The 21,625-nt window shown below is 72.9% G+C and carries 20 protein-coding genes; 13 read left to right on the forward strand and 7 right to left on the reverse strand.

Translation table 11 applies throughout. The annotated features are described in order from the left end of the window. Position 1: 1 nt before the first annotated feature. Positions 2-364, reverse strand: coding sequence for an SsgA family sporulation/cell division regulator (locus ACZ4E1_RS32795; RefSeq protein ID WP_467546379.1), 363 nt, complete (start codon positions 362-364; stop codon positions 2-4). A 156-nt stretch (positions 365-520) separates the two neighbouring features. Between ACZ4E1_RS32795 and ACZ4E1_RS32800 the strand changes: the two genes are divergently transcribed. From ACZ4E1_RS32800 to ACZ4E1_RS32815, 4 genes are all read left to right on the forward strand, one after another. Continuing rightward, positions 521-1,582: an energy-coupling factor ABC transporter permease gene (locus ACZ4E1_RS32800; RefSeq protein WP_467546380.1), complete on the forward strand. Its 1,062-nt coding sequence runs from the start codon at positions 521-523 to the stop codon at positions 1,580-1,582. Position 1,583: 1 nt separating this feature from the next. Beyond that, positions 1,584-2,345, forward strand: coding sequence for a cobalt ECF transporter T component CbiQ (gene cbiQ / locus ACZ4E1_RS32805; RefSeq protein ID WP_467546382.1), 762 nt, complete (start codon positions 1,584-1,586; stop codon positions 2,343-2,345). Continuing rightward, a complete protein-coding gene (locus ACZ4E1_RS32810; RefSeq protein WP_467546384.1) occupies positions 2,333-3,103 on the forward strand; it encodes an energy-coupling factor ABC transporter ATP-binding protein in 771 nt (256 codons plus the stop codon). Before cbiQ ends, ACZ4E1_RS32810 begins: the two co-directional genes overlap by 13 nt. Positions 3,104-3,192: 89 nt before the next feature. Beyond that, complete coding sequence (locus ACZ4E1_RS32815) at positions 3,193-4,353, forward strand: serine hydrolase domain-containing protein (protein ID WP_467546386.1); 1,161 nt, start codon at positions 3,193-3,195, stop codon at positions 4,351-4,353. Here the strand turns inward: ACZ4E1_RS32815 and ACZ4E1_RS32820 are convergent. Further along, a complete protein-coding gene (locus tag ACZ4E1_RS32820) occupies positions 4,299-4,883 on the reverse strand; it encodes a hypothetical protein (protein ID WP_467546388.1) in 585 nt (194 codons plus the stop codon). The genes ACZ4E1_RS32815 and ACZ4E1_RS32820 overlap by 55 nt on opposite strands. A 363-nt stretch (positions 4,884-5,246) precedes the next feature. On the opposite strand from ACZ4E1_RS32820, the gene ACZ4E1_RS32825 reads away from it, so the two are divergent. Beyond that, complete coding sequence (locus tag ACZ4E1_RS32825; RefSeq protein ID WP_467546390.1) at positions 5,247-5,624, forward strand: VOC family protein; 378 nt, start codon at positions 5,247-5,249, stop codon at positions 5,622-5,624. 7 nt (positions 5,625-5,631) lie between these two features. On the opposite strand, the gene ACZ4E1_RS32830 is transcribed toward ACZ4E1_RS32825, so the two are convergent. From ACZ4E1_RS32830 to ACZ4E1_RS32850, 5 genes are all read right to left on the reverse strand, one after another. Beyond that, positions 5,632-6,483 carry an EamA family transporter gene (locus ACZ4E1_RS32830; RefSeq protein ID WP_467546392.1) on the reverse strand — a complete coding sequence of 284 codons (852 nt, stop codon included), beginning with the start codon at positions 6,481-6,483 and terminating at the stop codon, positions 5,632-5,634. Further along, positions 6,480-7,010 (reverse strand): YbaK/EbsC family protein, encoded by a 531-nt coding sequence (locus tag ACZ4E1_RS32835; protein ID WP_467546394.1) that lies wholly within the window; start codon positions 7,008-7,010, stop codon positions 6,480-6,482. The genes ACZ4E1_RS32830 and ACZ4E1_RS32835 overlap by 4 nt, the downstream gene beginning before the upstream one ends. 67 nt (positions 7,011-7,077) lie before the next feature. Continuing rightward, complete coding sequence (locus ACZ4E1_RS32840) at positions 7,078-8,775, reverse strand: penicillin-binding transpeptidase domain-containing protein (RefSeq protein ID WP_467546396.1); 1,698 nt, start codon at positions 8,773-8,775, stop codon at positions 7,078-7,080. A gap of 129 nt (positions 8,776-8,904) precedes the next feature. Beyond that, complete coding sequence (locus ACZ4E1_RS32845; protein WP_467546398.1) at positions 8,905-10,542, reverse strand: penicillin-binding transpeptidase domain-containing protein; 1,638 nt, start codon at positions 10,540-10,542, stop codon at positions 8,905-8,907. Positions 10,543-10,692: 150 nt separating this feature from the next. Continuing rightward, a complete protein-coding gene (locus ACZ4E1_RS32850; protein ID WP_467546400.1) occupies positions 10,693-12,438 on the reverse strand; it encodes a dolichyl-phosphate-mannose--protein mannosyltransferase in 1,746 nt (581 codons plus the stop codon). A gap of 62 nt (positions 12,439-12,500) precedes the next feature. Here ACZ4E1_RS32850 and rsmI point away from each other — a divergent pair, with 62 nt between their 5' ends. The 8 genes from rsmI (at position 12,501) to ACZ4E1_RS32890 (ending at position 21,538) form a co-directional block, all read left to right on the forward strand. Further along, positions 12,501-13,376: a 16S rRNA (cytidine(1402)-2'-O)-methyltransferase gene (gene rsmI / locus ACZ4E1_RS32855; protein WP_188338428.1), complete on the forward strand. Its 876-nt coding sequence runs from the start codon at positions 12,501-12,503 to the stop codon at positions 13,374-13,376. Between the two features lie 197 nt (positions 13,377-13,573). Then, on the forward strand, positions 13,574-14,062 hold the full coding sequence (locus tag ACZ4E1_RS32860) for a hypothetical protein (protein ID WP_467546402.1): 489 nt from the start codon (positions 13,574-13,576) through the stop codon (positions 14,060-14,062). Between the two features lie 92 nt (positions 14,063-14,154). Then, on the forward strand, positions 14,155-15,033 hold the full coding sequence (locus ACZ4E1_RS32865) for a TatD family hydrolase (RefSeq protein ID WP_467546404.1): 879 nt from the start codon (positions 14,155-14,157) through the stop codon (positions 15,031-15,033). A gap of 140 nt (positions 15,034-15,173) precedes the next feature. After that, positions 15,174-16,565, forward strand: coding sequence for a ubiquitin-like domain-containing protein (locus ACZ4E1_RS32870; RefSeq protein WP_467546406.1), 1,392 nt, complete (start codon positions 15,174-15,176; stop codon positions 16,563-16,565). Positions 16,566-17,496: 931 nt separating this feature from the next. After that, complete coding sequence (gene rsmA / locus ACZ4E1_RS32875; RefSeq protein WP_467546408.1) at positions 17,497-18,369, forward strand: 16S rRNA (adenine(1518)-N(6)/adenine(1519)-N(6))-dimethyltransferase RsmA; 873 nt, start codon at positions 17,497-17,499, stop codon at positions 18,367-18,369. Continuing rightward, positions 18,366-19,268: a 4-(cytidine 5'-diphospho)-2-C-methyl-D-erythritol kinase gene (locus ACZ4E1_RS32880; protein ID WP_467546410.1), complete on the forward strand. Its 903-nt coding sequence runs from the start codon at positions 18,366-18,368 to the stop codon at positions 19,266-19,268. Before rsmA ends, ACZ4E1_RS32880 begins: the two co-directional genes overlap by 4 nt. Before the next feature lie 47 nt (positions 19,269-19,315). Further along, entirely contained in the window at positions 19,316-19,549 is a 234-nt protein-coding gene (locus ACZ4E1_RS32885) for a hypothetical protein (RefSeq protein ID WP_467546412.1), read from the forward strand. Positions 19,550-19,723: 174 nt separating this feature from the next. Beyond that, positions 19,724-21,538: an ABC-F family ATP-binding cassette domain-containing protein gene (locus tag ACZ4E1_RS32890; protein ID WP_467546414.1), complete on the forward strand. Its 1,815-nt coding sequence runs from the start codon at positions 19,724-19,726 to the stop codon at positions 21,536-21,538. The last annotated feature ends 87 nt before the right edge of the window (positions 21,539-21,625 follow it).

The raw sequence follows: 21,625 nt of genomic DNA on the forward strand, positions 1-21,625 counted from the left end.
CTCAGTGAGCGGCGGGCACCGGGGCGACGGCCGTGTACGTACGACGCAGGAAGCGGATCAGCGCCTTCACGTCGAACTGCACGACCGTCGCCCCGTGGTGTGCGTGGAACTCCATGACCGCCTGGACCCGGCCGCAGGGCCAGATCCGGATGTCGCCGACGGTGGCCGGGGCGCGCAGTCCGCGTTCGAGCAGCTCGCGCGCGAAGGTCCACTCGCCGGCGTCGGGCAGGGTGACGTGGACCAGGCCGCCGGTCCAGCGGAGCACGACGGCGACCGAGCGGGCGGCGTCGGGGGAGTCGGTGACGACGCGGGCGCGGACGTACTGCTCGACGAACTGCTCCGTCAACTGCTCGGCGGCATCCATGCCATCCAATGTCCCATATGTCCGGGTTACTCCGCGAGGTGCGAGCCGCGACCAGCTGAGGCCGAGGCGCTCTTGCGAGCAGTTCGCAACAAGGCCCTATCATCGAACGGCCGACCAGCCGGTCGACCAGCCGCCCGAGCGCCGGAGTTCCCGCCCATGCATGTCCCCGACGGATTCATCAACGCGCCCGTCTCCGCGGCCGCCGGTGTCGTCGCCGCGGGTGCCGTCGCCGTGAGCCTGCGCGGAGCGCGCCGCGAGCTGGACGAGCGCACCGCACCCCTGGCCGGCCTGGTCGCGGCGTTCATCTTCGCCGTGCAGATGCTGAACTTCCCCGTCGCCGCGGGCACCAGCGGTCATCTCCTGGGCGGAGCACTCGCCGCGATCCTCGTGGGCCCCTACACAGGCGTCCTGTGCGTGTCCGTGGTGCTCCTCATGCAGGGCGTCCTCTTCGCCGACGGCGGCCTGACCGCCCTCGGCGTGAACGTCACCGACATGGCGATCACCACCACCGTCGTCGCCTACCTCGTCTTCCGCGGCCTCGTGAAGCTGCTGCCGCGCGGGCGCCGCTCGATCACGGTCGCGTCCTTCGTGGCCGCGCTCCTCTCGGTCCCGGCCGCCGCCCTCGTCTTCACCCTCCTCTACGCCGTCGGAGGGACCACCGACGTCTCCCTCGGCAAGGTCGCCACCGCGATGGTCGGCGTCCACGTCCTCATCGGCATCGGCGAGGCCGTCATCACCGCGCTCACCGTCGGCGCCGTCGTCGCCGTCCGCCCCGACCTCGTGTACGGGGCCCGCGGACTGACCGCGCCGCTCAAGCTGCGCGTCGGCGGCGAGCTCGTCGACGCCCCCGCCGCCGCGCCCGCCCCGGCCGCGTCCGGCGGCTCGCACCGCAAGATCTGGATCACCGGCCTCGTCACCTCCCTCGTCCTCGCCGGCTTCGTCTCCTTCTACGCCTCCGCGAACCCGGACGGCCTGGAGAAGGTCGCCCACGACAAGGGTCTCGACCGCAAGACCGAGGAGCACGCCGCCGCCGACTCGCCGCTCGCCGACTACGGCGTCCGCGACGTGACGAACTCCCGGCTCTCCGGCGGCCTCGCCGGCGTCATCGGCGTCGGCGTGACCGTCGTCGCCGGATCCGCCGTCTTCTGGGCGCTGCGCAGGCGCCGTACGGCCGACGCGGCCTCCACCGAGGTCCGCGCGAAGGACCCGGTGGCCTGACATGGGTGCCGGACACGCCCACCGCCTCTACCGCGCCGGGGACTCACCGGTGCACGCCCTGCCCCCGCACACCAAGCTCGCCGCCGTCTTCGGCTTCGTGATCGTCGTGGTCTCCACGCCGCGCGAGGCCATGTGGGCCTTCGGCCTGTACGCGGTGCTGCTCGGCTGCGTCGCCTACGCGGCCCGGGTCCCGGCCGGCTACCTGCTCAAGCGGCTCCTCATCGAGATCCCGTTCGTCGCGTTCGCGGTGCTCATGCCGTTCGTCGCCGAGGGCGAGCGGGTGCAGTTCCTCGGGATGTCGCTCAGCGAGTCCGGCCTGTGGGGCGCGTGGAACGTGCTGGCCAAGGGCACCCTCGGCGTCGCCGCGTCCGTGCTGCTCGCCTCCACCACCGAACTGCGCGAACTGCTCCTCGGACTCCAGCGCCTCAAGCTGCCGCCGCTGCTCGTCCAGATCGCCTCGTTCATGATCCGCTACGGCGACGTGATCACCGACGAGATGCGCCGCATGAAGATCGCCCGTGAGTCCCGCGGCTTCGAGGCCTCCGGCGTCCGCCACTGGGGCGTCCTCGCCAAGTCCGCCGGCGCCCTCTTCATCCGCTCCTACGAGCGCGGCGAGCGCGTCCACCTCGCCATGGTCAGCCGCGGCTACGCGGGCACCATGCCGGTGATCGACGACGTGACCGCCTCCCGCGCCCAGTGGACCTCCGCGCTGACGCTGCCCCTCGCCGCCCTCGTCGTATGCCTGTTGGGATGGACCCTGTGACCGCTTCTCTCGAGGTCTCCGGCCTCGCCTTCGCCTACCCCGACGGCCACCAGGCCCTCTTCGGCGTCGACCTCACCATCGGGCGCGGCGAGCGCGTCGCCCTGCTCGGGCCGAACGGCGCCGGCAAGACGACCCTCGTGCTGCACCTCAACGGCATCCTGACCGGCGGCGCGGGCACCGTGACCGTCGCCGGCCTGCCGGTCTCGAAGAAAAACATGGCGGAGATCCGCCGCAAGGTCGGCATCGTCTTCCAGGACCCCGACGACCAGCTGTTCATGCCGACGGTCCGCGAGGACGTCGCCTTCGGCCCGGCCGCCGCCGGACTGAAGGGACCGGAGCTGGAGGCCCGCGTCCACCGGGCCCTCTCCCTCGTCGGCATGGAGGGGTACGCGGACCGCCCGCCGCACCACCTCTCCTTCGGCCAGCGCCGCCGCGTCGCCGTCGCCACCGTTCTCGCGATGGAGCCGGAGATCCTCGTCCTCGACGAGCCGTCCTCCAACCTCGACCCGGCCTCCCGCCGCGAACTCGCCGACATCCTGCGCTCCCTGGACGTCACGGTCCTCATGGTCACCCACGACCTCCCCTACGCCCTGGAGCTCTGCCCGCGCTCCCTGATCCTCAGCGAGGGCGTCATCGCGGCCGACGGAGCGACCGGCGACCTCCTCGCCGACGACGAGCTGATGCACCGCCACCGCCTGGAACTGCCGTTCGGCTTCGACCCCCGGTCGGTCGCGGGCGCCCCCGGCCTCCCGGGCTGAGGCCCTGAAGCCCTGAGGCCCTGGGACCCGCCCGGAATCAATCGCCCCCACCCCCTGTTGCACAGCCTGTGGACACAGCAGTGAACGGCATGACAGACCCCCGTTTCGAAGGCGTCGAGCAGGCCTTCGCCGAGAACTTCACGGGTCGCGGTGAGCGCGGCGCCGCAGTCGTCGTCTACGAGGACGGGCGCAAGGTCGTCGACCTGTACGCCGGGACCCGGGACGTCGACGGAGGGGCGGACTGGGAGCCGGGGACCGCCCAGATCATGCGGTCCGCCACCAAGGGCGTCGCCGCCGCCGCGCTGCTGCTGCTCCACCAGCGCGGGGAGCTGGACCTCGACGCGCCCGTCGGGGCGTACTGGCCCGAGTTCAAGGCCGCGGGCAAGGAGGACGCCCGGGTACGGGACGTGCTCGCGCACCGGGCCGGAGTTCCGTCCCTGGACCGGCCGCTCACGCCCGCCGAGGCCGCCGACCCCGACCTCGGCGCCGCCGCCGTCGCCGCACAGGCCCCCGCCTGGCGGCCCGGCACCGACCACGGCTACCACGCCCAGACCTACAGTTGGCTCACCGACGAGCTGGTCCGCCGGGTCACCGGACGCTCCATCGGCGCGTTCGTCGCCGACGAGATAGCCGCGCCCGTGGGCGCCGACCTGTGGATCGGACTGCCCGCCGAGCAGGCCCACCGGGCGGGCCGGGTCGGCCCCGTCGAGGCCCCGGTCGTGCCCGGCGCCCCGCGCTCACGCCCCAAGCCCGCCCTCGTCCAGGCGTACGCGGACCCGGCCTCGCAGACCCGCCGCGCCTTCGACTCCATCACGCCCGCGCCGGACGAGAACGACCCCGCCTACCGCGCCGCCCAGCTCCCCGCCTCCAACGGCATCGGCACCGCCGACGGACTCGCCCGCTTCTACGCCTCGCTCATCGGCGAAGTCGACGGCGGGAGCCGCCTGTTCACTCCGGAGACCGTGCGGCTCGCCCGCACGGAGGCCTCCGCGGGACCGGACCGGGTGCTGATCGCCCCGTCCCGCTTCGGCCTCGGCTACATGCTGCACGGCGCCTCCTCCCCGCTCCTCGCCCCCGGATCCTTCGGCCACCCCGGCCGCGGCGGCGCCCTCGGCTTCGCCGACCCCGAGTCGGGCCTCGCCTTCGGCTACGTCACGAACGGCCTGCAGAAGGGCGTTACCGCGGACCCCCGCGCTCAGGCGCTCGTCAGGGCGGTGCGCGAGGCGGCGGGCCGCCACAGGGGCGCGTAGGCGACCAGCAGCAGGACGGCGGCCACCGGCATCAGGTCCTTGCTCGCGAACGGCATCAGCGTCGTGGCGAACACCAGGCACGGCGACCACAGCGGCAGCCCGCGCAGCGCGAACAGGCGCAGCGTGAGCACGATCTGGCCGACGAAGAAGAGCATCGGCCCGAACGCGTAGAAGGCGGCCTCCACGCCGGGCAGCGAACCGAACTGGTCGCTGAGCCGCGCCATCTCCGCGTGGTCGGCGGCCATCAGGCCGGTCACGATGTCCACGCCGAACTGCACGGTGAGCGCTGCCGCGCCGGCGATCCCGGTCCACAGGCCCACGGTCGCCACGCGGTCCCGGCGCCCCGCTCGCGCCCGCAGTTCCGCGAATCCTCTGACGAAGAAGGCGAGGGCGACGACGAAGCACAGGTGCCCGGCGGTCCAGGCGAGTCCGGGGCCGCGCTCTCCGTCCAGGCCGTCGAGGGCGCGGAGCACTCCGTAGGCGGCGAAGAGGGTGGGGCCCAGGATGAATGCGGTACGGGGTGATGTCATGCCCCTCATGCTGGCCGGGGCCTGTCCTCAACTCCCTCCGGAGAAACCCTGGTTGTCCCCTGGGGTCGCCCTGAGGGGCGGGTGGGGGATGGCCCTGGTTGTTCGCCGGGTGCGGGCCGGTGGGGGCTGGTCGCGCAGTTCCCCGCGCCCCTGAAAGGCTGCGGCTTCGCCGCGCCTTCCCCCGATGAGGGGCGCCCCGCACCTTGATCGGGGAAATGCGCCCGAAGGGCATGCATTTCAGGGGCGCGGGGAACTGCGCGAGAAGCCCCACCGGCCCGCACCCGGCTACGGACGCGCGGAGTTACGGCGGCCGACCCCGAAAAGCGCTGGACGCCCACCGCCCCGCATGGTCGGGTGGCCGGCATGTCTTCTCTCGTGCGCCACATCACCTTCGACTGCGCCGATCCCTACACCCTGGCCGGGTTCTGGGCCGCCGTCCTCGACGGCAAGGTCTCCGACGAGGACGTCCCCGGCGACCCCGAGGCCCTGGTGACCAGCGCGAACGCGGCGCTGCTCTTCATCCGCGTCGAGGACGCCAAGACGGTCAAGAACCGGGTGCACCTCGACCTCCAGCCCCAGGACCGCACCCGTGACGAGGAGGTCGAGCGGCTGCTCGGGCTCGGTGCGAAGATCGCGGGCGACCACCGCCGCCCCGACGGCCGGGGCTGGGTGACCCTGCACGACCCCGAGGGCAACGAGCTGTGCGTGGAGCGCTCCGCCGGCGAGATCGCCGCGGGCTGACGCACCGTCACCCGGCGTGCAGCATCAGCCCGATGCCCGCCACCATCACGCCCGCCGCCATGATGCGCGGCATCCCGAACCGTTCCTTGAAGAACACCGCCCCGATCGCCGCGCCCACGATGATGGACGACTCGCGCAGCGCGGAGATCGGGGCCAGGTCCGCCCGCGTCTGCGCCCACAGCACGAGCCCGTACGCGGCCACGGACAGCGCCGCCCCGAACAGCCCGCGCAGCGCGAACGGCCGCAGCGTGGCCACGAATTCGCCCCGCCACCGGGACGCGGCCCAGAGCGGGATCGCGAGGCCCTCCAGGATCATCAGCCACGCGATGTAGCCGAGGGAGGACCCCGAGGCGCGCACCCCGAGCCCGTCCACCACCGTGTACGCGGCGATCGAGGCACCGGTCGCGAGGGCCGCGCCGAGCGCCGTCCAGTCCGGCCTGCGCCCCGTCCCGCGCAGTCCCCACAGCGCGAGGCCCGTCAGACCCGCGCAGGACACCGCGACCCCGGCCGCCTGCCAGCCGCCCGGCACCTCACCGGCGAACACGGCCGCGAGGACCGTCACCAGCAGGGGCGCCGTACCGCGCGCGATCGGATAGGCCTGGCCGAAGTCGCCGAGCCGGAACGAGGTCATGAGCAGGCACATGTAGCCGACGTGGAGGATCGCGGAGGCGATCAGGTACGGCCAGGCGCCCGCGGCCGGGACCGGCGCGAACAGCGCGAGCACGAGCCCGATCAGGACTCCGCCGCCGGCGATCAGCGTGAAGCCGACCAGCTTGTCGGTGATGTGGTGGGCCAGCGCGTTCCACGACGCGTGGGTGACCGCGGCGAGCAGGACCGCGGCGGTGACGAGCGGCGTCACTCCCGCACGTCCACGAGCGTCGCCCCCGCGTGCTCGACCAGTTCCTCCGGCCCCATCGGGAACACCGCGTACGGGGTGCCGGCCGCGGCCCACACCTCGTCGTGCGCGAGCAGCGAGCGGTCGGCGAGCACCCGGGTGCGCGTGCGGTGCCCGAAGGGCGGGACGCCGCCGATCGCGTAACCGGTCGTCTCGCGCACCACGTCCGCCTTCGCCCGCGTGACCTTCCCGGCGCCGAGCGCCTGCCGCACCCGCTCCAGGTCGACTCGTGAGGAGCCGTCCATCAGGACGAGCACCGGCACGCCGTCGGCGGCGAAGATCAGCGACTTGCAGATCTGGCTGAGCTCGCAGCCGATCGCGGCGGCAGCCTCCTGCGCGGTGCGGGTCGCGTCCGGGAACCGCCGTACGCGCGGCAGGAGTCCGGCGAGTCCCATGCCGGTCACGGCCTCGGCGAAGCGGGGGTGCGCGGCGCCCGCCCCGGCGTCCGACGCGGCTTCCGACACGGAGGGGCTGCTGTCTGTAGACGTCATGGACGGCACGCTAACGGTCCGTGTACCGCCCATGCGACCGGGTATCGGGCCCGGCGCCCGGCCCGGCTCAGCCGCCGGACAGCAGCATCTGCCGTACGACCGGACCGGCCGAGTCGCCGCCGTGGCCGCCCTGCTGCACGACCGCGGCCGCCGCGAGGTCCCCGCGCCAGGCCGTGAACCAGCCGTTGGGCTCCTTCTGCCCGTCGACCTCCGCCGAACCCGTCTTGGCGCCCATGTCGGCGCCGAGCCCCGCCATCGGCTTGACCGCCGTGCCCGCGACCGCCGTGTAGTGCATCAGCTCGCGCAGGTCCGCGACCGTCTTCGCGGACATCGTGCGCGAGGCCTTCGCCAGCGTGCGGTGGTCGAAGTCCGGTGAGACGAGGTACGGCTGGTGGAAGGTGCCGGACTTCACGGTCGCCGCGACCGAGGCCATGTTCAGCGGGTTCATCCGCACCCCGCCCTGCCCGATCAGCGAGGCGCCCATCTGCGCCTGCGACTGCACCGGCACCGCGCCGTCGAAGCTGGACACCCCGATCGCCCAGTTGTTCATCCCCAGCCCGAACACCTGCTGGGCCTGCAGCGTCAGCGAGTTGTCCTCCAGCTTCGGGGCCTGGCTGATGAACGCGGTGTTGCAGGACGCGGCGAAGCTCGCCTTGAACGTCCCGTTCTTGATCTGGAACTTGTCGTCGTTCTGGAACTTCCAGTGCCCGTACGTGAAGTACTTCGGGCACGGGTGCTTCTTGTCGACGCCCGCCAGATGCTTCTCCAGCAGCATCGACGAGGTGATGACCTTCATCGTGGAACCGGGCGCGAGCGAACCCTGGAACGCCGTGTTGAACCCGGGGCTGGAGTTTGCCACCGCCAGGATCTCGCCGGTCGAGGGCCGCACGACCACGACCGAGGCCTTCTTGCGGGAGGCGACCTGCTTCTCCGCCTCGGCCTGCAACGACGGGCTCAGCGTCGTCTTCACGGTGCCCGGGGTGCCCTCGGAGAGGGTGAGCAGCGTCTTGTCGGGCAGCGCGTTCTTGTCCTGCGCCTTCGTCGTCGCGGACTTCTTCCCGGACGCCTCTTCGGAGTCCTTGCGCACGACGCGCAGTTCGACGCCCGCGGTGCCGCCGGCCTTCTTCCCGTACTTCTCGCGCAGCCCGTCGACGACCGTGCCGAGCGAGGCGTACTTCTTCACGCTGAGCTCGCCGCCGTCCCGGTCCAGCGCCTTGACCGGCGGATCGCCCGCCTCGCCCGTCACCAGCCGGTCCCCGTCCCGGAGATCCGGGTGCACGACGTCCGGCGCCCAGTCGACGGACACCTTGCCGGTCTTCTTGTCCCGCACGACGGACAGCTTCGAGTCGTACGCGAACGGCTTGCTCGTCTTCTCGTACGTGACCTTCGACGTGACGTGGAAGGGAACGGTGGCGCCCTTGCGGGTGCCCGGGGTCAGCTTCAACTCGCCGAGGTGGGCTTCCTTCGCCAGCGCGGACAGGGCCGTCCGCGCGGCGGGGGCGTCGTCCGTGGCCGCGGCGGCGCCGGCGGTGTCGCCCTTCTGCCACGCGGACAGGAAACGCCCGGCCGCGACCCGGGTCTCCGCGGCGGTGGGCGGACCCGTCTTGATCAGGGGCTTGCTGTCGGCGGCGGCCTCGCTGTCGCCGTCCGCGAAGGCGTAGACGCCGATGCCCGCGCCCACGGCCACGACGGTCGCGGCGGCGCCGATCACCAGGGCGTTGGTGTTCCGGCGCGAGGGCTCGCGCCGCTTGCCTCTGGTGCCCACGTGTTCCCTCCGGTGGTTTGGCTGATGTTCAGATTAGGGGGCTGGTGTCGGCGCGGGGAGCCGGGTGCGCTTCTTCGCCGTAGGACTGAACGGTGGCGGCGCGGCATCGGTTGCGTGCCGGGGCGCTTCTTACGAGGCGCTTCTCAGGACCGTCGCCACGATCGGGCCCGCCGCGTCGCCTCCGTGGCCGCCGCTCAGGACCATCGCCGAGGCTGTCACGTCGCCGCGGTACCCGGTGAACCAGGAGTTGGACTTGCCCTGGCCGTCGACCTCCGCCGAGCCCGTCTTCGCCCCGATGTGCGGGCCCAGACCCGCCATGACCTGCGTAGCCGTGCCGTAGGGGGCGGTCGCCGTGAGGTTCATCATGCGGCGCAGCTGGGACACCGTCGCGGACGGCAGTCCCTGCGCCGTGGCCAGGGTGCGGTCGTCGAGGCCCGGGGCGACGAGGACCGGCTGGTGGAAGGTGCCGGTGATCGCGGTCGCCGTCACCGAGGCCAGGTTCAGCGGGTTCATCTGCACCTTCCCCTGGCCGATCATCCCGGCCGCCGCGTCCGACCCGCCCGCCGCCGGCACCGAGCCGTCGAACGAGACGATGCCCGTTTTCCAGTCCTTGCCGAGCCCGAACCGCTGCGTCGCCTCGTCGGCGAAGTTCTGCGCGCCGAGGTCGTCCGAGTACTTGATGAAGGCCGTGTTGCAGGAGCGGGCGAAGCTGTTGGCCAGGGTCGCGCCCTCGTTCGACGCCATGCCCTTGAGGTTGTGGAAGGTCTGGCTCATCGCGACCGCCGAGTCGGGGCACGGCGCCGGGCCGGTCTCGGTCGTGACGCCGTGGTCGATGAGCGCCGCCGCTGTGAGGATCTTCAGCGTCGAACCGGGCGCCACATGGCCGTTGAACGCCGCGTTGAACTCGCGCTCCGAGGCGTTCGCCACCGCCAGCACCTCACCGGTCGACGCCTTCACGGCGACCACCGACGACTGCGCGTACCGCGCGACGGCGCCCTCGGCTGCCGCCTGCGCGTTCGCGCTGAGGGTCGTGTGCAGCGTGCCCGGCCTGCCCTTGGTGAGGGTGAGCAGTGTCTTGGCGGTCTCGGTGCCGTCGGCGTTCGCGTGCTGGACGTACGTCTCGACGCCCGGGGTGCCGCCCGCCTTGTCCCCGTACCGGGAGCGCAGCTGGTCCAGGACCGGGCCGAGCGAGGGGTACTTCTTCGCGGTCAGGACGACGCCGTCGCGGTCCACGGCCTCGATGGGCGGCGCCGCGGACTCGCCGGTGAGCAGGGTGTCGCCCTCCCGCAGGTCCGGATGGAGCACGGACGGGCGCCACTTCACCAGGGGCCGCCCGGTGGTCTCGCCGCGCACGACGGTGAGCGAGGAGTCGTAGGACAGGGTCTTCTTCTTCCCGTCGAACTCCACGGTGGCCCGCACCGAGAACGGGACCGTCGCCCCGGACGGCTTCCCGGCCTTCAGCACGGTGTGCGTGATGTGCGCGTCCTCGTGCCAGCCGCGCAACGCCTCGCGCGCGTTCTCCGCGAAGTTGGTGAACCCGGCGGCCCCGTCCGCGTCGTTCTTCCCCCACGCCGCGAGGAACTTCCGCGACGTCTCGTCGACCTCGTCGGCCGTCGGCGGGCCCGTGCGGTGGGCCGCCGGGCCCGCCGCGGGCGAGCCGCCGTTCCCCGTGACGGCCGTGACGATGTTGAAGGCCCCGTACCCGGCTCCGCCCACCATGACGGTGAACACCCCGCCGACGATCGCGACCTTGGCCCCCTTGCGCATGCGCGTCCCCTCCCCAGGTTGACGCTGGGACTGTAGGCACGCGTGAGGCCCCGGCGACGGGGAGTTAGGTGGATGGTGTCCGAAAGTATCCGAAGAGAGATCGAGAAAACGGCCGAAACGGGATCAGACCCAGGTATCGGGTACGCGCGATCAGACCCAGGTGTCGAGCCACATCCGAGAGCGCCACGAGTCGATCGGGATCGCCGTGCCCGTATAGATCGGCCAGAAGTAGATGAAGTTCCACACGATCAGCAGGACCAGGACGCCCGCGCCCGCCGCCCCGGCCATCCGGCGCCGCTCCGACGAACCCGGTTTCCCGATGATCGCGCCCAGCATCATCGCCACCGCCAGACACAGGAAGGGCGCGAAGACGACCGCGTAGAAGTAGAAGATCGTCCGCTCCTGGTACTGGAACCAGGGCAGATAGCCGGCCGCGATCCCGCACACGATCGCGCCCGCGCGCCAGTCACGCCGGAAGAACCAGCGCCACAGCACGAACAGCAGCGCGACGGCCGCCGCCCACCACAGCAGCGGGGTGCCGAGCGCCAGGACCTCGCGGGCGCACTTGTCGGCCGCGTCCGCCGGGCAGCCGTCCGTGCCGGGCGTGGGCGACTCGTAGAAGTAGGAGACGGGACGGCCGTCGACGATCCAGCTCCACGGGTTCGACTGGTACGTGTGCGCCGAGGTCAGATGGGTGTTGAACTCCCAGACCTCGTGCTCGTAGTGCCACAGACTGCGCACCCAGTCCGGCAGCCACGTGAAGTGGCCGCCCTTGCCCGCGGTCACCGCCCAGTTGCGCAGATAGCCGCCCGTGCCGTCGTCCGGCGACAGGATCCAGCCCAGCCAGGACAGCACGTACGTGCCGACCGCCACCGGCACCGTGGACACGAACGCCCAGCCCACGTCCCACTGGTACGTCGCCATCCAGGGGTTCCGCGCCCCGGCCACCCGGCGCGCGCCCACGTCCCACAGGACCGTCATCAGGGCGAACGCGGCGACATACACGAACCCGTTCCACTTCGTCGCCGCCGCCAGGCCCAGGCACAGGCCCGCGAGCAGCCGCCACGGCCGCCACCCGAACCGGAACGTCTCCGCGATGTGCGCGTCGGGCCGCACCAGCCCGTGCTCGTCCACGGGCAGCGCCGCCGCCAGCAGCTCCCGGCTGCGGTCCCGGTCCACGACCAGGCAGCCGAACGCGGCGAGCACGAAGAACACGAGCACCGAGTCGAGCAGCGCGGTCCGGCTCATCACGAACGCCAGCCCGTCCACCGCGAGCAGCAGACCGGCGAGACAGCCCAGGAACGTCGAGCGGAAGATCCGCCGCCCGATCCGGCACACCATCAGCACGCACAGCGTGCCGAGCACCGCCGTCATGAACCGCCAGCCGAAGGGGTTGAACCCGAACAGCCACTCGCCGATCCCGATGACGTACTTGCCGACCGGCGGATGCACGACGTACGAGGCGTCGTGCGGGATCGGGATGTCGCCGTCGCGCTGGAGGATCAGGTCGTTGGCGTTCTTGGCCCAGTTGACCTCGTAGCCGCGGTGGATGATCGCCCAGGCGTCCTTCGCGTAGTACGTCTCGTCGAATATCACCGCCTTCGGGCTGCCCAGGTGCCAGAAGCGCAGCAGGCCCGCGAGCAGCGTGACCAGCAGCGGACCGACCCAGCCGGAGAACCGGCCGAGCCCGCCCGCCGGCCACAGGCGCGAGGTCGGCGGGGGGAACGACGGCACGAGCCGCTCCCGGACACCGCCCCCGCTCTCCCGCCCGGCGTACCCGAATCGGCGCAGACCGCGCAGCCACGACGACGGCCGCTCCGCCTCGGCGGGGTCCTGCCGGGCAGCGGCGCGCGACGGGGTCTCGGTCGGGTGGGACGACGACGCGGTATGGGTCACCGCGCCATCGTAGGGAACCCGACTGTGCGAATCCCGTCTGTGACCCCTGCGAGACTGGAACAGTGACAGGAACCGCAGATTCGACCGGAACGCTGGTACTCGCAGGCACCCCCATCGGGGCCATTTCGGACGCGCCGCCGCGGCTCGCGCAGGAGCTGGCCGTCGCCGACGTGGTCGCGGCCGAGGACACGCGGCGCATGAAGCGGCTCGCGCAGGCGCTCGGAGTGACCGTCGGCGGGCGCGTCGTGTCCTACTTCGAGGGCAACGAGTCGGCCCGCACCCCCGAACTGGTGGAGGCGCTGGCGGGCGGGGCGCGGGTGCTGCTCGTCACCGACGCCGGGATGCCGTCCGTGTCGGACCCCGGGTACCGCCTGGTGGCCGCCGCCGTCGAGCGTGACATCCGCGTCACCGCCGTACCGGGCCCCTCCGCCGTGCTCACCGCGCTCGCGCTGTCCGGGCTGCCCGTCGACCGGTTCTGCTTCGAGGGGTTCCTGCCGCGCAAGGCGGGCGAGCGGATGGGCCGGCTCAAGGAGGTCGCCGACGAGCGCCGCACCCTCGTCTACTTCGAGGCCCCGCACCGTCTCGACGACACCCTCGCGGCGATGGCCGAGGCGTTCGGCGCCGACCGCCGGGCCGCCGTGTGCCGTGAGCTGACCAAGACCTACGAGGAGATCAAGCGGGGCCCCCTCAAGGAGCTCGCCGCGTGGGCCGCCGAGGGCGTCCGCGGCGAGATCACCGTCGTCGTGGAGGGCGCCCCGGAGAAGTCCGCGGACGACGTCACCCCCGCTGAGCTGGTGCGCAGGGTCCGGGTGCGGGAGGAGGCGGGGGAGCGGCGCAAGGAGGCCATCGCCGCCGTCGCCGCCGAGGCGGGGCTGCCCAAGCGCGAGGTCTTCGATGCGGTCGTCGCAGCAAAGAATGCGGATCGAACCGCCCCATAAGCGCGTAAAGGACTAACCTGAAAAGCAAAGCGAAGACCGGGTGCGGCGCCCTTTCGGCAGGGAAGCGCCAAATCGGCTCCAACAGTCGACAGGTCCTTTGCGCCCGGCCCGCCGGAGGCGTCCACTGGTCGAAGGGGACGCACCCGTCCCCACGCTGCCCGAGGGCAGCGCTTGTCCAGCGGACAAGAGGAGCTGGCATGAGCGAGTTCGCAGTCTCCAGGACGACCACCGGTGCCGAGACGCCCCCGATCCCCAACCGCGGCGCGGCGACCTCGATCGCCCACGAGTCGTACTCCTTCGCCTGCATGCGCTGCGGGCACGGATGGGAGCAGTCCTACGAGATCGAGCACCACGTCGACGGGGACGGGGCGGAGTTCGTGATGTACGTGGCGGACGGCGAGCGGGTTCCCTCGCCGCTCACCCGGCCCACCTGCCTGAACTGCGGCGGGCACGTCGTACGGATCATGCGGGCCGGCCGGGTCTCCTCCGTCCTCGACATCATGCAGAACCCGAAGAACCCGCAGCACCGCACGCCGCCCGCAGGGCCCGTCGAGGCGCCCGAGCCGGCGGCCGCGGAGGCCCGGAAGCCGCACGAGCACCACTGGCACCTGTCGGACCTGCTCCACCCCTTCAGCCACCACCACAAGAAGGACGCGGCCGAGACGACGGACGAGCCCGGTTCGTAGGACCGGGGCCGGTCCGGAACCGGTGCGTCTTCGCGGGACGCGAGACAGGAATCGGTTCGTGGGACCGGAGGGCCGGTTCGTAGGATCGGGGCATGAGCCCCAACGCCAAGGACGCCACCCCGCCCCCGCCGCCCGCGCCGCTGGACGTGCCGGTCGCCGACTCGCACACCCACCTGGACATGCAGGCGGGCACGGTCGAGGAGGCCCTCGCCAAGGCGGCGGCGGTGGGCGTGACGACCGTCGTGCAGGTGGGCTGCGACCTCAAGGGCTCGCAGTGGGCCGCCGACACCGCCGCCGCGCACACCGCGGTCCACGCGGCCGTAGCCCTGCACCCGAACGAGGCGCCGCGCATCGTGCACGGCGACCCCGACGGATGGTCCCGGCAGGGCGCGCGCGAGCCGCTCGGTGACGCGGGGCTCGACGCGGCGCTCGCCGAGATCGACCGGCTCGCCGCGCTGCCGCAGGTCAAGGGTGTCGGCGAGACCGGCCTCGACTACTTCCGCACGGGCCCCGAGGGCAAGGCGGCCCAGGAGAAGTCCTTCCGCGCCCACATCGAGATCGCCAAGCGGCACGGCAAGGCCCTCGTCATCCACGACCGCGAGGCCCACGAGGACGTGCTGCGGGTCCTGAAGGAGGAGGGCGCCCCCGAGCGCACCGTCTTCCACTGCTACTCCGGCGACGCCGGCATGGCCCGCGTCTGCGCCCAGCACGGCTACTACATGTCCTTCGCGGGCAACGTCACCTTCAAGAACGCCCAGCCGCTGCGGGACGCCCTCGAAGTCGCCCCCATGGAGCTGATCCTGGTGGAGACCGACGCCCCGTTCCTGACCCCGGCGCCGTACCGCGGTCGGCCTAACGCCCCGTACCTGATTCCGGTCACGCTGCGCGCCATGGCGGCCGTCAAGGGCGTCACCGAGGAAGCCCTCGCGACCTCGGTCTCCGCCAACACGGCCCGCGCCTTCGCCTACTGAAACCGGCACCGACCCCGCGCCGGTGATCGCGACACCACGTAGTCGCGTCGCTTTGGAGAGTGACGACCGCTCCGCTAGGTTCTGCTCGCCCGACCCGCCCCGGCCCGGGGGCGGACCCCTGGAGCGCCTGGAGCGTCGTCGTGAGCAAAGCGCCGTACGAGCCGTACGAGACGTACGAGGATCCGTACGGTTCGGTCGGTTCGGTCGGTTCGGTCGGGTCCGTCGGTTCGGCGGGGTCCGTCGGTTCTGTCGGGTCCGGGGACGCGCACGGCTTCGGGGGGTACGAGCCGACCGTCGTCGCGCTCGACGCCCCGTGGTCCGACGCCGTCGAGGCCCAGGCGTACGCGACCGCCACCGCCCGCACCGAGACGGCCCTGCCCCGCCAGGCGAGCCGGGGCACCCGCCGCGCCGCCCGCCGCAAGAAGCGGGAGCCGCGCCCCGACACCCTGCGCCGACTGGTCCCCCAGGCCCTGGTCGTCGCGTTCCTCGCCGGCGGCACCTCCGCGTTCGTCGCCAACGACAAGGCCGTCCACCTCAGCATCGACGGCCAGGAACGCACCCTGCACACCTTCGCCGACGACGTCACCGAGCTGCTCGCCGACGAGGGCGTCGACGTCGGCGACCACGACCTCGTCGCACCCGCCCCGGGCGCCGCGCTCGCCGACGGTGACGAGGTCGCCGTCCGCTACGGGCGGCCCGTCCGGCTCACCCTCGACGGACAGCGCCGCGAGGTGTGGACGACCGCCCGCACCGTCGCCGGGGCGCTCGACCAGCTCGGGGTACGGGCCGAGGGCGCCTACGTCTCCACGTCCCGCTCCCAGACCATCGGACGGCACGGCCTCGACCTCGCCGTCCGTACCGAACGCAGTGTCACGATCATGGCCGACGGGCAGCGCCGCACCCTGCGCACCAACGCGGCGACCGTCGGCGAGGCCGTCGACGAGGCCGGAGTCACCCTGCGCGGCCAGGACACCCTGTCCGTCGCCCGCGACAGCTTCCCGCGCGACGGGCAGACGATCACCGTGATGCGGGTGACCGGCCGCAAGGAGGTCCGCGAGGAGCTCATCCCCTACGCGACCGAGCGCAGCCGCGACGACAGCCTCTTCGAGGGCACGGAGGTCGTCACCCGGGCCGGCGAGACCGGCCTGCGCCGCGTCACGTACGCGCTGCGCACCGTCAACGGGGTGCGCCAGAAGCCGCGCCGGGTCGCCGACGAGCTGGTCCGGGCGCCCCGGGCCCAGCTGGTCCGGGTCGGCACGAAGCCGCGGCCCGCGGAGGAGACCGGGTCCGGGTCCGGTTCCGGGCTCAACTGGGGGGCGCTGGCCCAGTGCGAGTCCGGGGGGCGGCCCGGCGCGACCGACCCCAGCGGCACCTATGGCGGGCTCTACCAGTTCGACACCCGCACCTGGCAGAGCCTCGGCGGCTCGGGGCGCCCCCAGGACGCGTCCGCCGCCGAACAGACCTACCGCGCGAAGAAGCTCTATGCCCGCCGCGGAGCCACTCCGTGGCCTCATTGCGGAGCCCGCCTCTGACCCTGGTCCGGGCCCCGCAGGGGTGAACCTGCGGCCCATGACCGCCGGCGCCTATGGGGCGGGGGCCCGCCAGGGGTGATGCTCACCTCTGGCCCTCTAGCCCTCTAGCCCTCTGGCCCTCTGGTCCTCTGCCCCCCAGGCCCTCGCCCCCAGGGGCCCCGCCCCCCGGGACCCCGGCCCCTGGGCCCATGGCCCCTGCATCACCGGGCGCCCATGGCCCCGGCCCCGCTCCCACCCACCCGCCCCCTCCGGGGGCGTCGGCCCGGCGCCCGGCCTTCGGCAGCACTTCAACCCTGGATGCGCATCCAGTCGCCCCGCCTCCGGCAGACGCCCAGCTTTGGGGTGCGTTCCGGTCGGCCCCGCCTTGGGCCGGCGCTCCATTGCTGGGTGCGCGTTCGGTCGCCCTGACCTTGGGCAGTCCGCCGCCAGGCCCCGGCCCCGCTTCCACCCACCCGCCCCCTCCGGGGGCGGTCGGCCCGGCGCCCGGACTTGGGCACGTCGTCTGGGGTCGGGCAGTCTGCCGTCTGGGGCGGCACCCTGGCGCCGGGGTGCGTGATCGGGTTGGCCTCGGCTGCGGCGGCGCCGCCGTAGGGGCTGACGCTTGTCGCCGACTGCTGCGCCGTCGTGGTTGCTCGCGCCCCGCGACGGAGTCGCTGATGGGGTACAGCCCCGCGCCCCTGAAGGGCACACTTCGTGCGCCCCAGGGACAGCCTGCTCGGCGCCGGGCCGACGCCCCTGGAGGGGGCGGGTGGATGGGAGCAGGGGGCGGGCCAAGGGCCGAAGTGCGGGCGCGGACACGGTCAGGCGTGATCCCGCGACGGGCCGGGCGTGGCCCCGGGGCGGGTCGGGCGGGCGGGGGCCCGGGAGGGGCCGGGTGGCGCCGGAGGTGAGGGCGGGTGGGGTGGAGGTCGGGCGCGGCTACCCTTGAACGGTGAGCAGCACTGAGCCTCAAGGCCCCCTTTTCGGCGCCGCAGACATCCGCGAGCTGGCGGCGGTCCTCGGCGTCCGGCCCACCAAGCAGCGCGGTCAGAACTTCGTGATCGACGCCAACACGGTCCGCCGCATCGTCCGCACCGCGGAGGTCACCGAGGACGACGTCGTGGTCGAGGTGGGCCCCGGCCTGGGCTCGCTCACTCTCGCGCTCCTGGAGACCGCCCGCCACGTCACGGCCGTCGAGATCGACGACGTCCTCGCCGCCGCGCTGCCCGCGACGGTCGCGGCCCGCATCCCGGCCAAGAAGGACGTCTTCGACCTGGTCAACATGGACGCGATGCAGGTCACCGCGCTCCCCGGCCCGCCCCCGACCGCGCTGGTCGCGAACCTGCCGTACAACGTCGCGGTGCCGGTCCTGCTGCACATGCTCGCCACGTTCCCGAGCATCGAGCGCACCCTCGTCATGGTCCAGGCCGAGGTCGCCGACCGCCTCGCTGCCAAGCCCGGCAACCGCGTCTACGGCGTCCCCTCCGTGAAGGCCAACTGGTACGCGGAGGTCAAGCGCGCCGGCTCCATCGGCCGCAACGTGTTCTGGCCCGCGCCCAACGTGGACAGCGGCCTCGTCTCCCTGGTCCGGCGTACCGAGCCGATCGCGACCACGGCGACGAAGGAAGAGGTCTTCGCGGTCGTCGACGCCGCGTTCGCCCAGCGCCGCAAGACGCTGCGCGCCGCGCTCTCCGGCTGGGCCGGTTCCGCGGCCGCCGCCGAGGCCGCGCTCGTCGCGGCCGGGGTCTCGCCGCAGGCCCGGGGCGAGGCGCTCACCGTGGAGGAGTTCGCCCGGATCGCGGAGGCCAAGGGGGCCCAGCAGTGACCTCTTCGGTGACCGTCCGGGTTCCCGCCAAGGTCAATGTCCAGCTCGCGGTGGGCCCCGCCCGCCCCGACGGCTTCCACGACCTCGCCAACGTGTTCCTGGCCGTCGGCCTCTACGACGAGGTCACGGTCACCGAGGCGGACGCCTTCTCCCTGACCTGCACGGGCCCGGGCTCCGACCAGGTCCCGCTCGACCATACGAACCTCGCCGGCCGCGCCGCGTTCGCCCTCGCCGAGCGGCACGGTCTGCCCGACCCCGCGGTCCACATCCACATCGCCAAGGACATCCCCGTCGCGGGCGGCATGGCGGGCGGCTCCGCCGACGCTGCGGGCGCGCTCCTCGCCTGCGACGCCCTCTGGGGCACCCACGCCTCCCGCGCCGAACTCCTCGACCTCTGCGCCGAGCTGGGCAGCGACGTGCCGTTCAGCCTCGTGGGCGGGGCGGCGCTCGGCACCGGGCGCGGTGAGCGCCTCGAACCGCTCGACGTGGGCGGGGAGTTCTGGTGGGTGTTCGCCGTCGCGGACGGCGGGCTGTCGACGCCGGCCGTGTACCGGGAGTTCGACCGGCTCAGCCCGGACGCGCCCGCACCCGTCGCGTCGCCCGCGCTGCTCGACGCGCTGCGCACCGGTGACGTCGCGGCCCTCGCCGCCTCCGTCACCAACGACCTCCAGCCCGCCGCGCTGTCCCTCTTCCCGAGCCTGAAGTCCACGCTCGACGCGGGGCGCGGGGCGGGAGCGCTGGCCGCGCTGGTGTCCGGGTCGGGGCCGACCACGGCGTTCCTCGCGGGCGACGAGGCGGCGGCTTCGGAGATCGCCGCGGCGCTCATGGCCTCGGGCACGTGTCGTGCGGCCCGGCCGGCCTGCTCCCCGGCACAGGGCGCCGTACTCATCTCCAGTTGAGTACGTCACCCCTGCCGGGGTGATCGCCGGCGCGGGACGCTACCGGCATGACGCGAACCCGTCCCCGCCGTAGCCGTCGCCGCCTGCGCCGGGCCGCCGTCCCTCTGGGAGCGGCGGCCCTGGTGGGCCTGCACACGGCCATGGTCCTGCGCGGCCACCCGCTCCCGCCGCCGAACCTCGGCGGCCCGGGCCGCCTGGTCCGCCCTCGCGAGGTCACTCCGTTGGTACGTCGCCGGGTGCGGGTCCGTCGTGGCTGGTCGCGCAGTTCCCCGCGCCCCTGATGAGGCTGCGCCTCATCGGGGAAATGCGACCCGAAGGGGCTGCATTTCAGGGGCGCGGGGAACTGCGCGAGAAGCCCCACCGGCCCGCAGCCGCGATGCGACCGCCCCGCCCGCGGCGAACCGCACCCCCCGACCCCGACTACGCTGGATGGTCGGCCCAAGGAGCGGAGCGCAATGGCAGTCAATCTGGTCAACGTCGAGAACGTCACGAAGGTCTACGGCACCCGTGCCCTCCTCGACGGCGTCTCCCTCGGCGTGCAGGAAGGCGACCGGATCGGCGTCGTGGGGCGGAACGGGGACGGCAAGACCACCCTGATCCGGATGCTCGCCAAGCTGGAGGAGGCCGACACCGGCCGCGTCACGCACAGCGGCGGCCTCCACCTCGGCGTGCTCACCCAGCACGACTCCCTCGACCCGGAGGCGACCGTCCGCCACGAGGTGATCGGCGACCTCGCCGACCACGAGTGGGCGGGCAGCGCCAAGATCCGCGACGTGCTGACCGGCCTGTTCGGCGGCCTGGACCTGCCCGGCTTCCCGCAGGGCCTGGACACGGTCATCGGCCCGCTCTCCGGTGGTGAGCGCCGCCGCATCGCGCTCGCCAAGCTCCTCATCGCCGAGCAGGACCTGATCGTGCTCGACGAGCCGACCAACCACCTCGACGTCGAGGGCATCTCCTGGCTGGCCGAGCATCTGCGGGCCCGCCGCTCCGCCCTCGTCTGCGTCACCCACGACCGCTGGTTCCTGGACCAGGTCTGCACCCGCATGTGGGACGTGCAGCGCGGCGACGTCTACGAGTACGAGGGCGGCTACTCGGACTACGTGTTCGCCCGCGCCGAGCGCGAGCGGATCGCGGCGACCGAGGAGGCCAAGCGGCAGAACCTGGTCCGCAAGGAGCTGGCCTGGCTGCGCCGCGGCGCCCCCGCCCGCACGTCCAAGCCCCGCTTCCGCGTCGAGGCGGCCAACGAGCTGATCGCCGACGTGCCGGAGCCCCGCGACAAGAGCGAGCTGATGAAGTTCGCGAACGCCCGGCTCGGCAAGACCGTCTTCGACCTGGAAGACGTCACCGTGCAGGCCGGCCCGAAGACCCTGCTCAAGCACCTGACCTGGCAGCTGGGCCCCGGCGACCGCATCGGCCTGGTCGGGGTGAACGGCGCGGGCAAGACCTCCCTGCTGCGCGCCCTCGCGGACGCCGCCACGACGGACGGCGAGACCCAGCCGGCCGCCGGAAAGGTCGTCGTCGGCAAGACCGTGCGGCTCGCCTACCTGTCCCAGGACGTGACGGAGCTGCCCGCCTCGCTCCGCGTCCTGGAGGCCGTGCAGCAGATCCGCGACCGTGTGGACCTGGGCAAGGGCCGCGAGATGACGGCCGGCCAGCTGTGCGAGCAGTTCGGCTTCGGCAAGGAGAAGCAGTGGACGCCCGTCGGCGACCTGTCCGGTGGTGAGCGCCGCCGCCTCCAGCTGCTGCGCCTGCTGATGGACGAGCCGAACGTCCTGTTCCTCGACGAGCCGACGAACGACCTGGACATCGAGACCCTGACGCAGCTGGAGGACCTCCTCGACGGCTGGCCCGGCTCGATGATCGTGATCTCCCACGACCGGTTCTTCATCGAGCGCACGACGGACAACACGTTCGCGCTGCTCGGCGACGGCGCCCTGCGGATGCTGCCGCGCGGCATCGACGAGTACCTGGAGCGCCGCCGGCGGATGATCGAGGCCGCCGTCCCGACGCCCGCGCCCGCCCCGGCGCAGGAGGCGGCCGGCAAGGCGGCCCCCTCCGCGGCCGACGCTCGCGCCGCGAAGAAGGAGCTCCAGAAGATCGAACGGCAGCTGGACAAGATCTCCGAGAAGGAGACCAAGCTGCACGCGAAGATCGCCGAGAACGCGACGGACTTCGCGAAGGTCGCCGAGCTCGACGCGGAGCTGCGTTCCCTGTCCGGCGAGCGGGACGAGTTGGAGATGCGCTGGCTGGAACTCGCCGAGGACGCGTGAAGACGATCGGCAGATTCTCTGAAGGTCCGGGAAGAACGGGCGAAGCCTCGTAACGGACACATCACGGGCCGGTGCTCCCTTGGGAAC

This window comes from Streptomyces sp. NPDC025806 (assembly GCF_055558275.1).

Coding starts and splice junctions, on each gene's coding strand:
- ACZ4E1_RS32890 (WP_467546414.1), top strand. CDS start 19,724: ATGGCAGTCAATCTGGTCAACGTCGAGAACGTCACGAAGGTCTACGGC.
- ACZ4E1_RS32810 (WP_467546384.1), top strand. CDS start 2,333: ATGGACCCTGTGACCGCTTCTCTCGAGGTCTCCGGCCTCGCCTTCGCC.
- ACZ4E1_RS32860 (WP_467546402.1), top strand. CDS start 13,574: ATGAGCGAGTTCGCAGTCTCCAGGACGACCACCGGTGCCGAGACGCCC.
- ACZ4E1_RS32800 (WP_467546380.1), top strand. CDS start 521: ATGCATGTCCCCGACGGATTCATCAACGCGCCCGTCTCCGCGGCCGCC.
- cbiQ (WP_467546382.1), top strand. CDS start 1,584: ATGGGTGCCGGACACGCCCACCGCCTCTACCGCGCCGGGGACTCACCG.
- ACZ4E1_RS32865 (WP_467546404.1), top strand. CDS start 14,155: ATGAGCCCCAACGCCAAGGACGCCACCCCGCCCCCGCCGCCCGCGCCG.
- ACZ4E1_RS32815 (WP_467546386.1), top strand. CDS start 3,193: ATGACAGACCCCCGTTTCGAAGGCGTCGAGCAGGCCTTCGCCGAGAAC.
- ACZ4E1_RS32885 (WP_467546412.1), top strand. CDS start 19,316: ATGACGCGAACCCGTCCCCGCCGTAGCCGTCGCCGCCTGCGCCGGGCC.
- ACZ4E1_RS32825 (WP_467546390.1), top strand. CDS start 5,247: ATGTCTTCTCTCGTGCGCCACATCACCTTCGACTGCGCCGATCCCTAC.
- ACZ4E1_RS32795 (WP_467546379.1), bottom strand. CDS start 364: ATGGATGCCGCCGAGCAGTTGACGGAGCAGTTCGTCGAGCAGTACGTC.
- ACZ4E1_RS32820 (WP_467546388.1), bottom strand. CDS start 4,883: ATGACATCACCCCGTACCGCATTCATCCTGGGCCCCACCCTCTTCGCC.
- ACZ4E1_RS32845 (WP_467546398.1), bottom strand. CDS start 10,542: ATGCGCAAGGGGGCCAAGGTCGCGATCGTCGGCGGGGTGTTCACCGTC.
- ACZ4E1_RS32835 (WP_467546394.1), bottom strand. CDS start 7,010: ATGACGTCTACAGACAGCAGCCCCTCCGTGTCGGAAGCCGCGTCGGAC.